The sequence below is a fragment of the Tenacibaculum adriaticum genome (assembly GCF_008124875.1).
GTDB lineage: Bacteria > Bacteroidota > Bacteroidia > Flavobacteriales > Flavobacteriaceae > Polaribacter > Polaribacter adriaticus.
The window spans coordinates 287636-302688 of record NZ_VNIA01000002.1 but is presented as its reverse complement, the minus strand read 5'-3'; the positions used below and the strand labels follow the sequence as shown (position 1 = coordinate 302688).

The 15053-nt window shown below is 29.7% G+C and carries 15 protein-coding genes; 12 read left to right on the top strand and 3 right to left on the bottom strand.

Annotated features, from left to right (window positions below; translation table 11 throughout):
• Positions 1-55: 55 nt before the first annotated feature.
• The 4 genes from C7447_RS06910 (at position 56) to C7447_RS06895 (ending at position 4090) form a co-directional block, all read left to right on the top strand.
• The gene (locus C7447_RS06910) at positions 56-265 is read left to right on the top strand and encodes a dodecin family protein (protein ID WP_148869782.1); all 210 of its coding nucleotides are present in this window, start codon (positions 56-58) and stop codon (positions 263-265) included.
• Positions 266-370: 105 nt separating this feature from the next.
• Positions 371-1033: a class I SAM-dependent methyltransferase gene (locus C7447_RS06905; RefSeq protein WP_246143034.1), complete on the top strand. Its 663-nt coding sequence runs from the start codon at positions 371-373 to the stop codon at positions 1031-1033.
• The gene (gene ftsH / locus C7447_RS06900) at positions 1030-2964 is read left to right on the top strand and encodes an ATP-dependent zinc metalloprotease FtsH (protein WP_148869781.1); all 1935 of its coding nucleotides are present in this window, start codon (positions 1030-1032) and stop codon (positions 2962-2964) included. Before C7447_RS06905 ends, ftsH begins: the two co-directional genes overlap by 4 nt.
• Before the next feature lie 103 nt (positions 2965-3067).
• Positions 3068-4090 carry a S1C family serine protease gene (locus C7447_RS06895; protein WP_148869780.1) on the top strand — a complete coding sequence of 341 codons (1023 nt, stop codon included), beginning with the start codon at positions 3068-3070 and terminating at the stop codon, positions 4088-4090.
• Between the two features lie 113 nt (positions 4091-4203).
• Here C7447_RS06895 and C7447_RS06890 read toward each other — a convergent pair whose 3' ends face one another.
• Both C7447_RS06890 and C7447_RS06885 read right to left on the bottom strand, forming a co-directional pair.
• Positions 4204-5169, bottom strand: coding sequence for a hypothetical protein (locus C7447_RS06890; RefSeq protein WP_148869779.1), 966 nt, complete (start codon positions 5167-5169; stop codon positions 4204-4206).
• Between the two features lie 67 nt (positions 5170-5236).
• The gene (locus tag C7447_RS06885) at positions 5237-6508 is read right to left on the bottom strand and encodes a CAP domain-containing protein (RefSeq protein ID WP_148869778.1); all 1272 of its coding nucleotides are present in this window, start codon (positions 6506-6508) and stop codon (positions 5237-5239) included.
• A 660-nt stretch (positions 6509-7168) separates the two neighbouring features.
• On the opposite strand from C7447_RS06885, the gene C7447_RS14780 reads away from it, so the two are divergent.
• From C7447_RS14780 to C7447_RS06855, 6 genes are all read left to right on the top strand, one after another.
• Positions 7169-7669, top strand: coding sequence for a helix-turn-helix domain-containing protein (locus C7447_RS14780; protein ID WP_170245942.1), 501 nt, complete (start codon positions 7169-7171; stop codon positions 7667-7669).
• Positions 7670-7822: 153 nt separating this feature from the next.
• Positions 7823-8602 carry a cupin domain-containing protein gene (locus C7447_RS06875; RefSeq protein ID WP_148869776.1) on the top strand — a complete coding sequence of 260 codons (780 nt, stop codon included), beginning with the start codon at positions 7823-7825 and terminating at the stop codon, positions 8600-8602.
• 133 nt (positions 8603-8735) lie between these two features.
• Entirely contained in the window at positions 8736-9296 is a 561-nt protein-coding gene (locus tag C7447_RS06870) for a DUF4251 domain-containing protein (protein ID WP_170245940.1), read from the top strand.
• Positions 9297-9414: 118 nt separating this feature from the next.
• A complete protein-coding gene (locus tag C7447_RS06865) occupies positions 9415-10404 on the top strand; it encodes a thiamine pyrophosphate-dependent dehydrogenase E1 component subunit alpha (RefSeq protein WP_148869774.1) in 990 nt (329 codons plus the stop codon).
• Positions 10405-10435: 31 nt separating this feature from the next.
• Positions 10436-11461: an alpha-ketoacid dehydrogenase subunit beta gene (locus tag C7447_RS06860; RefSeq protein ID WP_148869773.1), complete on the top strand. Its 1026-nt coding sequence runs from the start codon at positions 10436-10438 to the stop codon at positions 11459-11461.
• Positions 11462-11463: 2 nt separating this feature from the next.
• Positions 11464-11709, top strand: a complete 246-nt coding sequence (locus C7447_RS06855; RefSeq protein ID WP_148869772.1) for a biotin/lipoyl-containing protein — start codon at positions 11464-11466, stop codon at positions 11707-11709.
• 107 nt (positions 11710-11816) lie between these two features.
• Here the strand turns inward: C7447_RS06855 and C7447_RS06850 are convergent, their stop codons facing one another.
• The gene (locus C7447_RS06850; RefSeq protein ID WP_148869771.1) at positions 11817-12701 is read right to left on the bottom strand and encodes an AraC family transcriptional regulator; all 885 of its coding nucleotides are present in this window, start codon (positions 12699-12701) and stop codon (positions 11817-11819) included.
• A gap of 173 nt (positions 12702-12874) precedes the next feature.
• On the opposite strand from C7447_RS06850, the gene C7447_RS06845 reads away from it, so the two are divergent.
• Both C7447_RS06845 and C7447_RS06840 read left to right on the top strand, forming a co-directional pair.
• Positions 12875-13888 carry a zinc-binding alcohol dehydrogenase family protein gene (locus C7447_RS06845; protein WP_148869770.1) on the top strand — a complete coding sequence of 338 codons (1014 nt, stop codon included), beginning with the start codon at positions 12875-12877 and terminating at the stop codon, positions 13886-13888.
• A gap of 247 nt (positions 13889-14135) precedes the next feature.
• Positions 14136-15041 carry a DMT family transporter gene (locus tag C7447_RS06840; protein WP_148869769.1) on the top strand — a complete coding sequence of 302 codons (906 nt, stop codon included), beginning with the start codon at positions 14136-14138 and terminating at the stop codon, positions 15039-15041.
• Positions 15042-15053: the final 12 nt, after the last annotated feature.

Here is a 15053-nt window from a genome sequence, read left to right as displayed (position 1 = left end):
TTTGAAAAATAGCGAGTAACTTGGACGAATTAGTAACCAAATAAAAACCAATGTTATGTCAGTATTAAAAGTAATAGAAATTTTAGGGAATTCAACTGTTAGCTTTGAAGATGCAGTTCAAAATGTAATCAAGGAAGCGTCTAAATCTGTTAAAAATATCAAATCGGTATATGTTAAAGATATGCAGGTAACAGTAAACAACAACAAAATTGCAGAATATCGTGTAAACACCAAGGTCACCTTCGGAATTGTTGATCATAATTAATTGTAGTAAGTATAAGGTATTTGAAGATATAATTCGTTGGCGAAAAGTATTTTGACAATACCTTATTCTTTTATGTAATAAATAAGTACTTGATTTAAGTTATTAATGGCAGATTTAAATACCAAAAATATGTTACAAACAGAAATATTTAATAAAAATGTAGAAGCTTATGAAGCTTGGTATAATGATTATCCAGAAGTTTTTCAATCGGAAGTTGCCGCTATTAAAGAGCAACTTTTAAAATTACCTGAAAAAATAAGTGGAATTGAAGTGGGTTTGGGTACAGGAAGATTTTCTGAGGCTTTAGGTATTAAAGAAGGAATTGAGCCGTCTGAAGAAATGGCAAAAAGAGCAGTGAAACGAGGAATTGAAATTATGAAAGGAGTTGCAGAAAAACTCCCTTATAGTGACTATTATTTCGACTTTTTACTTTTTGTAACGATTTGTCATCTTAATAATTTAAAGGGGGCGTTAAACGAAGCCCACAGAGTTTTAAAACCAGGAGGATCTATTATCATTGCTTTTTTAGATAAAAATCAAACGATAGCACAACAATACGAAGAGAAACGTCATAGAAGTACATTTTTTAAAAATGCTACTTATTATTCTGTGAATAAAGTAAAAGATTTACTTAAAGAAGCAGGTTTCAAAGATTTAGAATTCAATCAAACATTATTTGGAGAGTTGGGAAATATTAAAAAAGTTCAAGCACCAAAAGAAGGTTATGGAGAAGGTTCTTTTGTGGTTGTAAAGGCAATTAAGAAATGAATCAAAAACAAGAGGACAATAAGAAGGGTGATAAACCCAAAATAGGTTTTAGTAGGTATTTTCTTTTTTTAGTTTCTTTAATTGTTTTCATAGCTGTATTTATGTACGGCCCAAAAACAGAGGAAATTAGTTGGATGAATTTTGAAAAAAACATGCTAATTGAGCATGATGTTTCTAGGATTATTATTGTTAATAAAGAAACTGCCGAAATATATATTAAAGAGGAGAAGCTTAATACTGCTAAATACAAAGCGTTAACTGAAGGTGTTTTTGCAAACAAATTCGGGCCACATTATTCTATTCAAATAGGTTCTGTGGAAAGTTTTGAAAATAAGTTAGAAAAGGCGCAACAAAATTTTAAAGAAGAAGAAAAAATTGGAGTTACTTATTCAAGTCGAACAAGTTGGGTGAATATAATTTCTTGGGTTCTTCCTCTTTTTCTGCTCATTTTTTTTTGGTATATTTTACTCAGAAGAATGGGACGCTCTACAAATGTTGGGGGAGTAGGATCAGCTTTTAATTTTGGTAAATCAACTGCAAAATTGATGGATAAAGACACTAAGAGTAAAGTGACTTTTAAAAATGTTGCTGGTTTAAAAGAAGCCAAAATTGAGATAATGGAAATAGTAGACTTTCTTAAAAATCCGCAAGTATATACAAAATTAGGAGCAAAAATACCTAAAGGAGTTATGTTAGTAGGACCTCCTGGAACAGGGAAAACATTAATGGCTAAAGCGGTTGCAGGAGAAGCACAAGTACCTTTTTTCTCTTTATCAGGTTCAGAATTTGTAGAAATGTTTGTAGGAGTAGGTGCTTCTAGAGTTAGAGATTTGTTTAAACAAGCAAAAGAAAAGGCACCTAGTATAATTTTTATTGATGAAATAGATGCCATAGGTCGTTCTCGAGGAAGAGTTAATGCATTGCAAACCAATGATGAAAGAGAAAGTACTTTAAACCAATTATTGACAGAATTGGATGGTTTTGGAACCAATACAGGAGTTATTGTTCTTGCAGCAACTAATAGAGCCGATATTTTAGATAAAGCCTTGTTAAGACCAGGAAGATTTGATCGTCATATTTATTTGGAGCTTCCAAATAAACAAGAAAGAGAGGAAATTTTTAATGTTCATTTAAAACCGATTGTAAAAGCCGATGATGTGGATGTTAAAGTCTTAGCTGCTTTGAGTCCCGGATTTTCGGGTGCAGATATAGCCAATATCTGTAATGAAGCGGCTTTAATAGCAGCTCGCAAGAAAAAGGAAAAAGTAGCACAAGAAGACTTTATGCAAGCTAGAGATAGAGTAGTGGGTGGATTAGAAAGAAAAAGTAAAATCTTATCTTCTAAAGAAAAAGAGATTATTGCATATCATGAAGCTGGGCATGCTGTTGCTAGTTGGTATTTGAAACATGTAGACTCACTAATGAAAGTATCTATTATTCCAAGAGGAAAATCATTAGGAGCAGCATGGTATTTGCCAGAAGAGCATCAAATTATTACAAAATCTCAATTTATAGATCGAATTTGTGCTTCTTTAGGAGGTCGTGCAGCGGAAGAAATTATTTTCAGTGAAATTTCATCAGGAGCTTTAGATGATTTAGAAAAAATAACCAAACAAGCCTATAATATGGTTACTTTCTATGGACTAGATGAAGAAATTGGTCCGATGAGTTATTATGATTCTACAGGGCAAAGTGAAACTTTATTTGGAAAACCTTATAGTGAAACTATGGCACAACTTATTGATAGAGAAGTGCAAGATTTAATTATGACTTCTTACGAAAGAACTAAAAAATTACTTATAAAATATAAATCCCAATTAGAAGAATTAGCACAGTTACTTCTAAAAAAAGAGGTGGTTTATGAAGGTGATTTAGAAAAAATTTTAGGAAAAAGAAGTCTGGATATTTTTTCAGATAAAAATCAATCATAATTTTTAACTTTTGTAAATTCCTTATTTGGGTATAATGATCAATATCATTTGTAGCTAATACTTAAGAAACTAAATTCGATGTCTAACTATTTTGTAAAATAATTTGAAACGAATATTTATCATATTTTGGTTGTTAATAACAGTACCTCTTTTCTCTCAAAAAATCAGTAATCTTTATGATAAACTGAACGGAGCAGTAGTGCTTATAAAAACAAACCAACAAGAGATTTTAGGAGAAGGAGATATACAAGCTCTAATGAATTTAAAAGGTGTTGGTTCTGGTTTTGTAATTTCAGAAAAAGGAGATATTATTACAGCTTCTCATTTAGTCCAAACAGCAGAACAAATTTTTGTGATGTTTTCTGATGGAGAAGAAATACCTGCAAAAGTGGTTTATTCTTATCCTATGTCTGATGTTGCTTTAATCCGACTCGACTATTCTAAAAGTACACCTTTACAAAAAGTGAATTTTGGTAATTCTGATAAACTTAAAACGGGAGAACAAATTTTTATTATTGGCGCTCCTTATGGCTTAGGAAATTCTCTTTCTGTGGGGTATGTAAGCGGTAAATACACTAGAAAGCATTTATCTAGTGGGTTTGTTATTACAGAATTTTTTCAAACAGATGCGGCCATAAATAAAGGTAGTTCTGGAGCACCCGTATTTAACATGAAAGGGGAAGTTGTAGGAATAGCAAGTTTTATTTTAAGTAGAACAGAAGGTTTTCAAGGTTTAGGTTTTGCTATAACTTCTAATATTGCTAATAATTTTCTACTTAAAGAAAAAGCTGTATGGACTGGTATTGATGGACAATTAATTATTGGTAAACTTGCTGAAATCTTAAATCTTCCTCAAGAAGGAGGAGTATTAGTACAAAAAGTTGTTTCGGGTTCTTTAGGTGACTTAATGGATATAAAAGGAGGAACTCATTTATTAACTATAGAAGATGAAAAATTGGTTTTAGGAGGAGATGTTATTCTTTCTATAGAGGGTATACCATTAACTAGCGATGGAAATTTGATTAAATCATGGTATGCTTTAAATAAATTAAAATCTGGAGACTCTTTTAGTTACACTATTTTAAGAAAAGGAAAAGTTATGAGTCTTGAAAAGATATTTCCTTGAGTTTTTATATCACAATCTTAATTAAAATGTATAAAGCCCAATGTCTCGGAAATATGATGAGACATTGGGCTTTTGTTTTATTTAAATAAGAATATTTTTTTATTTGAAACCAATTATTGCTGACTGCAAGTTGAGCAATACATCCCTTTTACATGTTTTAATTGTAGGTTTTGAAAATCTTTAGTAATCCAATTACACCATCTTTCTTTATTAAATTCTATTGCCTTTTTTTGAAGTTTAGCTGATACTTCATCGTTTTTATTTGCATCAGCAATTAAGATTTTTGCTAACATAAACGCAGCTTCTTCATTTAAATTATCTTTAGAAAATTCTTCTAATAATAATTGTTTTGCTGTATCATAAGAATTCCAAACGTTAAAGAAAGAAGCTAAAGCTATTTTATCGTCTATCGTTTTTGTACTGTTTTTAAAATTGGTAGTAACAAAATCAAAAGATTCTTGAATTCTATCTTTTTGATTTAACTTGTTAAAATATTCAATTTTAGCCATATGGTAATTTAAGTGCAGCGCATCAATAGTACTTTTAGCTTTGTACACTTTAAATAAAGGCTCTACATTGTCTGGATGTAATATTCTAGCTACATCTTTACTGTCTTCATTCCAATTTTGTAAGACTCTAAAAGTAGTATGTGTATATAAGTTTAAGAGGTTTTTTTGAGCTTCAGCTGTTAAAGATTCAGCTCTTGTTAACCAATAATTAATAAAATATACAACATAATCAAGATTATATACATCTATGTTTTTTGTAAATAAAGCGGATACGTTTTGTACCAAATCTTTATTTTTTAATAATTTATCTAAAATGAAATCTTTATCCAAATCATAATTTACTTCTTCTTGATTGTAAAGATAAATTAAAGATTTGTTCACCAGATGAACATTATCGGTAATTAAACCATTCAATAAATTATAAAAACCATGTTGTTTATTATTTCTGTTCCAATAACCATGTTGAAAAGCAATCAATTTAGATTTTCTTTGTTGTGCAAATTGAGCTTCCCAACTATTTTTTAGGGTTTTATTAGCGAATGCTCTTTTGGCAGTTTTCGATAAGTTCAATTTATCTTTATAACCATACAACTCTAATTGATAATCAAATAAAGGCCAATTTGCTCTAGCATCAATATTAATTTTTAAAGTCTAAGCTAAAACCTAATACATCACCAATATGTTTTTTTATAAAGGCGGCACGTTTGTTTTGTATTATTTCATTAGCTTTTTCACTTCCGTCGATAGAAGTATAACTTTTTATATCAAAAGAATGTACGTTATCTAAATCGAAATTAGCTTGGGTGTATTTATCTGTAGTTGATTTTGAAGTTTCAAATTCGAAAAATAGTTCTTTAGCAATATAAATTCCTTGATTTTGTAAATCTATATATGGTTCTTCAAATTTTGGTTCAATAGTCATTAATTGAAAACGATTGTCTTTTATAGGAGTAGGAACTCTATAATCACACTTTGTGTTTTCTTTTATAATAATAAGGTTTGGACTAATTTCTTTGCCTTTTAAAAATGCAGGTATTTCTCCTAATGAAACAACAAAATTATGTCCATTTTCAGCTTTGTTATTAGTAAATAATTCATTTTTATAAATTGGCTTTAATAAAATTCCATCATAAATAGGAGAGGCATCTAATTTATTAGGAATATTACATTGTAATTGTTCTCGAGTAACTAAATCAATAGCAAAACCATCATTTTCACCAGTTAATAATTTTGATAAATCATCGATGTTATCATATTTTAGAAGAACTTCATCATTTTCTATGCTAATGCTATTACCTAAGTTCGTATAGATATGGTCGTATTCTTTTGAAAGGCTATTACAATTGGTTGTGTCTGTTTTTATTCCGAAAGCATATTCAGATAATTGATTTGAAACTTTATATTCTTTGTTTGCAAAAACATGAGCAGCAAAAATTTGCTTTAGAGTAGGGTTATATGTAAAACCAAAATCAGCATAAGTGAATGAGCCAGAAATCATATTTTTATAATAATCTGGAGATTTTCTCCACGAATTAAAAATAAGATTTGCTATAAGATTAAGCTTTCTTTTTACAAATGGTGGATTAATTCTTCTTGTCTTCAAAATATTTTCTCCTACATTATCAAAATCTGTAGTAAAATAACGAACTCTTTTTAAGGGTGTTTTATACAGTTTCTCCTCTTCTTGAAAATGGTTTACCGTATTGTTAGAAGACATAAAATCTGTCTGAAATTTCGCAGCTTCTGCTAAGTCCTTACTTCTTTTTAAAGGATGAATTCCTTTTTTCTTTCTTAGTAAATTTACTTTTTTAAACATAATTTCTCCCAAATAAGTCTCTTCAGTAGCTGACATTTGAGAAAACAATTGTTGTAAGCTTAAAAATGTAATAAGTAAAAATAATTTTTTCATAGGGATTGATAATTCAAAAAAATATTGCTTTAAATATTTTTATTTTCGGTAAAAATAAAAAATAAATGAAAATAAATAGGAAGCTAAATGCTTTTTCCTCTAACGATAGAAACGCGAGAGTGGAAATTTAGCTTCACTTAATTAAAATTATTATATTGTTTTTATTTAAGATTTGTGTACTTGTCTCATCAAATATTATTTTTCTTTAGTGCCTTAGGTGTTTTTAATGGACTGTTGCTTAGTGTTTATTTTCTTTTGGGAGTAAGACCAAAAAGATTAGTAAACTATTGTCTTGGTTTTTTGCTTTTAATGATTTGTATTCGTGTTGGAGCATCTTGTTTTTATTTCTTCAAAAAGGATATTCCCAAAATAATTATTCAATCAGGATTTATTGCAAATTTTTTAATAGGTCCTTTCTTATTTGTCTACTTGAAATCTCATATAAAATTTGAAAAACAAATATTTAAAACAGATAAAATACATATAGGGGTTCTCATTTTGTTAATTACAATTTTTAGTGTTGTTTTTCCTTTTTCAAAGCATCCAAAAATTTGGAATTTTTTTATCCGATACTACATTCACGGTACTTTAACAATATACCTAATTTTATCTGCTAAATTCATAAAACCAATCGTTATTAAAATAATTAACAATCGTAAGATGCTTACATCAGAAAACAGATGGTTAGTTATTCTATTTGCAGCTAATGTATTAATAACTCTTGGTTTTGTTATATCTCTGAAAACGACCTATGTTTTTGGACCTATATGGTTTTCTTTAGTGTTTTATATTACAATTGGTTATTTACTTTTTAATAAGAAAAAAATAGTTGTATTTCAAAAGGAACCTGCTTTAAAGAAGATTAAAGATGCTGAAGCTCTTATTTTGTTAAATAAATTAAAAAAATTGATGGAAAAGGAAAAGCTCTATAAAAAGTCTAATTTAAAATTAAATGATGTAGCTAAAGAATTGAATATAACATCAAACAGATTATCACAGTTACTCAATGAGAATATTGGTAAAAGTTTTACTTTATTTTTAAATGAATATCGAATTAAAGAAGCGAAACAATTATTAATCAATTATAATAAATTTACTATAGAAGCAATAGGTTACGAAGCTGGTTTTAGTTCAAAATCATCTTTTTTTTGCCACCTTTAAAAAACTTTCTAATACAACTCCATCTGTTTTCAAGAAAAGTATTTCACAATAAAAATAAGTCCAAAAATGTATTTTTAGACTTATTCAGTTCTAAAAAACAAAACAATGGGTTTTCAATTTACTTAATTTGTCTCATCTTAAAAAAAATAAGTAATGAAAACATTGTTCAAGTTCATTTTAATTTCCATAATTTCTATTAGTCAATTGTCTACTGCACAAAATGAAAGTTTAAAATCAATCTCTATAGATAAAATTGCTTTATCTGGTTTAAATTTGAAACCTAAAAACAATAAGCATCAACCCGAGCGGAAGTTATTTCAAAAAAACTTGTTTATAGGTTCTGAAATAGGTGTTTTCATAGTTGCTAGTGAAACAGCAGTTGCCAAATGGGATAGTTATGTTACTGATGAATTTATTTTTGTTTTAAATGGTCGAGCTCGTTTACAACTAAAAAATAAAGAAGAATTTTTTTATAATAAAAATGACTTTTTTATAGCCCCTAGAGGTTTTGAAGGGGTTTGGGAAACACAAGGAGGGAAGTCTTATTATCATGAACTAGCCGTTGTTGCTTTAAATAGAAAGACAACAGATAATATTTCAGGAAAACTACCTGTAACTTTAGATAATATAAAATTAGCCGGAATTAATATTACTCCTTTAGAAAACAAAACGTATTCTGATATTTTATTTGAAGGAATTGATTTAACTATTAAAACAAAGTCGGAAAGTTCTACCTTAAAAGAATTAAAAAGAACCTTAAAAGAAGAGCTTATTTATGTTTTAGCAGGCAAAGTCACAATTATATCAGAAGATAAAGAAGTACAAACTTTTTATACTAATGATTTTTTTGTTTTACCAAAAAATTTCTCAGGGATATGGAAAAGCGAAGGTCATAATCTTTTTAGAAGTTTACATGTTGCAAAAACAAAATAAAATTAAGAACAGTTAATTACAAATAGTTTTTTTCTTATAAGTGAATATGATTTTTTTTTATAACATGTTAAAAATCAGTTTTTTTAATGGAAATTTCCGTAAATTTAAACGTAATTATTTAACTGATTTAGTCATGAAAAATATTTTATTCCTTTTTTTAATAATAGGATTGTTAATAGGGTGCGCAACTAAAAAGAAATTTACACCTCAAGAACTTCAAAATTTCGAAAACCTTGTAAACAGTAAATCCTTTAAAATTGAATCAAACTGGGCACAGCCAAGAGCTACTGGCGCACTGATGCGTTTACAAAATACAGGGTTATTTCCTCCTGGAAGTAATGCGAGTATGGTTGATATCTCTGGTAATGCCAATTATTTTACTATTAAGAATGATACAGTATCTGGGTATTTACCTTATTTTGGTGAGCGACAAATGGGTGGTTATCCAAATAGTAGTAAAATTGGTATTGAGTTTAAAGGAGTACCAAAAGAGTATAAAGTGGAGAAGACCGACAAAGGAAATTTTACCATCAATTTTTCAATAAATGATTCCAATTCAAGGTCAGAAAATTATAGGGTAACTATTCGACTTTTTCCTAATTTAACAAGTAGTATTTATGTTATTAGTTCTCATCGTACTTCTATTGAATATCGAGGACGTGCTAAAAAAATAGATGACGATAACGAGGATTAAAATTGAAAAACTCTTAATAATTCCTAAAATATATAAACAATTGTTTATCAATATGATATAAGTCATTTTTTTTAGCTAGTTGGCTCGTTATTTTTATAGAAAATAATAAGCTATCGTCATGAATCAAACAATTAAAAAGGATTTTCTTTGGATATATAGAGCAATGAAAACCTCTAGATATTTTGAAGAGAAAATGGAAAAAGCTTACCTAGAAGGTAAGCAACCCGTATTTAATATTGGAGCAGGACCAGTACTGGGTGAAATGCACTTATCTAATGGACAAGAACCTGCAGCTGCCTCTATGATTGTGCATCTTACTAAAAATGATACGGTAACTGCTACACATCGTCCGCACCATCAAGCTATTGCAAAAGGAGTAGACCTTAAAAAAATGGCTGCGGAGATCTACGGAAAAAAAACTGGACTCAGTAAAGGTAAAGGTGGGCATATGCACTTATTTGATCCTAATGTAAAATTCTCATGTGGTGGTATTGTAGCTGCAGGAATGCCACATGCTGTAGGAGCTGCTCTTGCTAATAAAAAAAGAGAAAACGATTGGGTTGCTGTTGCTTTTATTGGTGATGGGGCTGCCAATACTGGAGCTTTTCACGAATCATTAAACCTTGCTGCTTTATGGAAACTACCTTTTATAGTAGTTGTTGAAGATAATTCTTGGGGAATTTCTGTTGCTAAAAAAGATTCTACCAGTGTGCCTTACAACGATGTTAGGGCAAAAGCATATGGAATTAAAGGCTATTTAGTTAAAGACAACGACCCAATTGAAATGTACAAGGTAAGTAAAGAAGCTGTCGAAAGAGCTAGAAGAGGAGAGGGGCCTTCAATTATTGAAATTGAAACTTATCGTTTTTTAGGACATTTTCAAGGAGACCCAGAGTTGTATAGAAATAAAGGAGAAGCTCCTTCTTTGCGGGAAAAAGATCCTATTAAACGTTTAAAACAATATCTGTTAAAAGAGAAATTAGCAACTGAATCGGAAATTAAATCGATAGATGAGGAAGTGTATAAAAAAGTAGATACTGCGTACGAATTTGCTATACATAGCGAGTATCCAGAGCCAACTGAAGCTTTGGAAGATGTATTCTGCTAGTTAGGTAATAAAAACCTTAAAACATTCAAAAATGGAAACAACAAAACAGAAAATAAAAAAACTAACAGGAAGTAAAGCCATGATTCAGGCTTTGGAACAAGAAATGAATAGAGATTCTAATATCTTTATTATGGGAGAAGATGTGGGTAAATATGGTGGTATTTTTGGTTCTACAACCGGTTTGTACGATAAATTTGGTCCGGAGAGAGTTATGGATACTCCAATTTCTGAAACAGGGTTTATTGGGGCAGCTATTGGTGCCGCAGCAGAAGGATTACGTCCTGTAGTAGAACTGATGTTTGTAGATTTTCACGGAGTGGTAATGGATCAAATCTATAACCACATGGCTAAAATTCATTATATGAGTGGTGGGTCTGTAAAGCTTCCTATTGTACTTTTAACCGCTGTTGGAGGTGGATATAGTGATGCTGCGCAACATTCACAAACCTTATATGCAAGTTTCGGACATTTACCCGGGTTAAAAGTAGTTGCACCCACATTTCCAAGTGATATTAAGGGAATGTTGATATCGGCTATAAGAGATGAAAATCCAGTAATTTTTATGTTCCATAAAACATTACAAGGTTTAGGTTGGATGGATCAGTTAGAAGCTTCTCTAGGGCCTGTTCCTGAAGAAGCATATACCATTCCGTTAAACAAAGCCAAAGTAGTTAGAGAAGGTACCGATGTGACTATTGTTGGTGTACAAATGATGACGGTTGAAGCTTTAAAAGCTGCCGAACAATTATCAAAACAAGGCGTAGAGGCAGAGGTTATTGATTTACGATCTATTAAACCTATTGATAAAGAAACCATATTAAATTCAATAGCTAAAACAAATCGATTAGTGGTGGTTGATGAGGATTATTTTTCTTACGGAATAACTGCTGAAATTAGTGCTATTGTAGCTTCGGAAGGATTTCATCATTTAAAAGCACCTGTAGTTCGTTTAGCAGTACCAGATGTGCCTATACCATATAGTAGAGTGCTAGAAAAACACGTCATTCCTAGTTCTCAAAACATAATGGATGCTGTAGAAAGCCTATTATCTAGTTAAGTATGTCGCAACAATTAAAAGAAATTATACTTCCTAAAGAATTAGGAGAAGGAACCGAAAACTTAGTTGTACTATGGTACAAAGAATCAGGCGATGCTTTTGAAGAAGGAGAGACTTTGGTTGAAGTACAAACCGAAAAAGTAGCTTTTGAAGTACCCGCTCCGTTTACGGGTGTTTTGGAAGAAATTAAAGTGAAACGAGGTGAAGTGGCAACAGTCGGACAGGTTATTGCTACGGCTAAAATATAAAATAAATTTATTTCTAAATATAATTGAATCCCAAAGCATTGCTGTTTTGGGATTTTTTTATTTAAATCTCAATTGAAAGAAAATAGAATTGATTTAAACAATTTTAATTAAACAGTACATGAACTTCGCTTTAATAATACATACTCACCATTATTTTTAAACTCACGAATAGAAGAACCAACGTAACGTTTAAAGGTTTTTGATAAATGACTTACGTCTGTAAAACCTAATTCATGTGCTATTTCTGTAAGTGTGTAGTCGGAGTTTAATAAGCGGATTTCTACCAATTTAAGTTTCGCTTTAATAGTATATTCTCGTAAAGATATGTTAACTTGTTTTTTAAAAAACTCACTAACATAGGTAGGAGAAATCATAAATACATCCGCTAAATGTTCTACTTTTAATAAATGAGGTTGATGAATATTCTCATTAATATACATTAGCATTTTCGTAATTCTTTCATCTCTATTATTTTTTTGATTTTCAAAAAAATTACCTCTTTTAATATTACGTAATAGTATTTCCATAATACTCATCATTAAACTTTTAATAAGTATAATAGATTCTTTACCGTGATTTCTAGATTCTTGTAAAATCATAGCTATAAGGCTTTTTAAATGCTGTCTATCAATATTTTCTTTTATAATATCGCCAGGTAACTGATTGTAGTTAGAAAGTATGTAAGAAGCTTCTTTAAACCACTCATTCTGGTTTATAGAGATGTGGTTACTATTTTTAAAAAAAGAATCTGTAAATTGTAAAAAGATAAACTTTGTAGGCTTTTCAATATTAAATGAATGACATTTTAATGGGGGAAGTAAGAAAACACTTTCTTTCTCATAAGGATACTCATTATAATTAATACACTGTGTACCTTTACCTTCCTTCACTAAAACTAATTCAAAAAAGTTATTTTTAACAGGACGCTGTTTCCATTCAGATAGTTCAACTTCTTGTATTTTAAAAGGTTCGTAAGCTTCTAACACTTCCATTTATGTATGTTTTACGTCCAAAATTAGGATAATTTTATATAATTTAATGAATTTTTCTTTTTAAACCTTTAAAAGTACATGAATCTCCATTTTTTATACATTAAAAATAGATTCATGTACTTATATCTTTGTATCATCTATTATCAATAAATAAGAAAACAGGAGAATACATTATGAAAGCAATCGGATTTAAAAAATCATTACCAATAACAGAAAAAGAGAGTTTTATTGAGTTTGAAACGGAAAAGCCAACCCCTGCTGGATATGATTTATTAGTTAAAATAGCAGCGATCTCTGTAAACCCAGTAGATTATAAAATAAGACAAAATGCAGCAAAAGATACTGTTTTAGAAATTCCAAAAATCATAGGATGGGATGCTGTGGGAACTGTAGAAGCAGTAGGAGATAAAGTAAGTTTATTTAAAGTTGGGGATGAAGTATGGTATGCAGGAGATTTAACAAAACAAGGGAGTAATTCTGAATTTCAATTGGTAGATGAGCGTATTGTAGGTAAAAAACCAAAGAGCTTGTCTTTTGGAGATGCAGCCGCACTTCCATTAACTTCTTTAACGGCTTGGGAATTATTATTTGATAGAATGAACATTGAAAAAGAGGATGCAAACAAAAGCATCTTGGTAATTGGAGCTGCAGGAGGCGTTGGATCTATTATGATTCAATTATTAAAGAAATTGACAAAGTTGAATATTATTGCTAGTGCTTCTAGAGAAGAAACAACAGCTTGGTTGAAGGAATTAGGAGCAAATCATGTAATTAATCATCAAAACAAATTAAGTGAAGAAATTCAAAAATATAAATTACCAGAACCAGATTATGTTGTGAGTTTAAATGGAACAGATCAACATATAGACGAAATTGTGAAGTTGATAAAACCACAAGGTAAATTTGGTTTTATAGATGATCCAAAACAACTAAATGTAATGCCGTTTAAACGAAAAGCAGTTTCAATACATATTGAATTGATGTTTACAAGATCATTATACCAAACAGAAGATATTATAAATCAACATCATATTCTAAATAATATTTCTCAAATGATTGATGATAAAACGATTAAAACAACTGTTGGTATTCATTTAGGAAAAATTAATGTTACTAATTTACGAAAAGCTCATGCTTTGTTAGAATCAGGAAAAGCAAAAGGGAAAATTGTTTTAGAAGGGTTTTAATGGCTTATTAACTACATTTATTTTATCATTTAAAATAAGTAAAATACATTTATATTATCAGTTTTTCTTGATGAATGAACCCTAAAATTAGGATAATAGTTACTTTTATAAGGGTTTATTATGATCCTTAAAATATTTAAAGAATATATAAGAGATAACATTAAATCTCATAAATTTAACAAATTTAAACCGATGTAATTATCAAGAGATAGAAAAAGAGCTACATCTAAAAATCACTCTATAAAGCATGAACCCAAAACTAATAATCTCCTATTTTTTACTTGTCCTTACCATGCTTTTATGGGCTGCTAATTTTCATGTTGTAAAAATAGCGTTAGAATATTATACTCCGATGTCTGTGGCAACACTTCGTTTTTTCTTCGGTGTGGTATCGCTGCTTATTTTATTTTACATGCAGTATAAAGAGAAAATTTTTAAAATTCGTTTTTCTATTAAAGAGTGGTGGTATTTATTTCTTACTTCATTTTTCGGAATATTTTTAACCATTTATTTTTTTAACATAGGATTAAAAACTACGAGTGCTATAAACGGTTCTTTAATTATTGCAACAAGTCCTGCTATTACGGGTGTACTTTCTTTTCTTTTCTTAAGAACAAAAATTAATCTAAAACAATGGTTGGCAATTGCTATAAGCTTTTTAGGAGTGGCTATAATTTTAATGAAAGGTAATTTTAGTAAATTATTACAATTACAATTCGAAATTGGAGATATTTATATTTTATTAATGGCTATTGTATTTTCGTTATCACAAATTTTGGTGAGTAAATACTTATCACATATAGATGCGATAACAACAACGACAATCACTTCATTAATTTCCTTTGTGTTATTTGCTTTGTTTTCACTATCTGAGTTAACGGTTACACAACTTCCGTCTAGCATCCCTTTTTGGGCAAGTATTTTATTTATGGGAGTTCTAAGTACGGGTATTGCCTATACAGCTTTTTATTATTGTGTGGTTAAATTAGGTGCTACTGTTTCATCCCTAAGCATGAATTTAATACCTTTCTTTACTTTGTTATTAGCCATTCCTTTTGGAGAAAAAATTTATGGTATTCAACTTTTAGGAGGAATTATTATTGTTATAGGTCTGGTTTTATTTTCTTTTGCTAAAAAAACAAGGCCGTTGTAATATAATGCCACG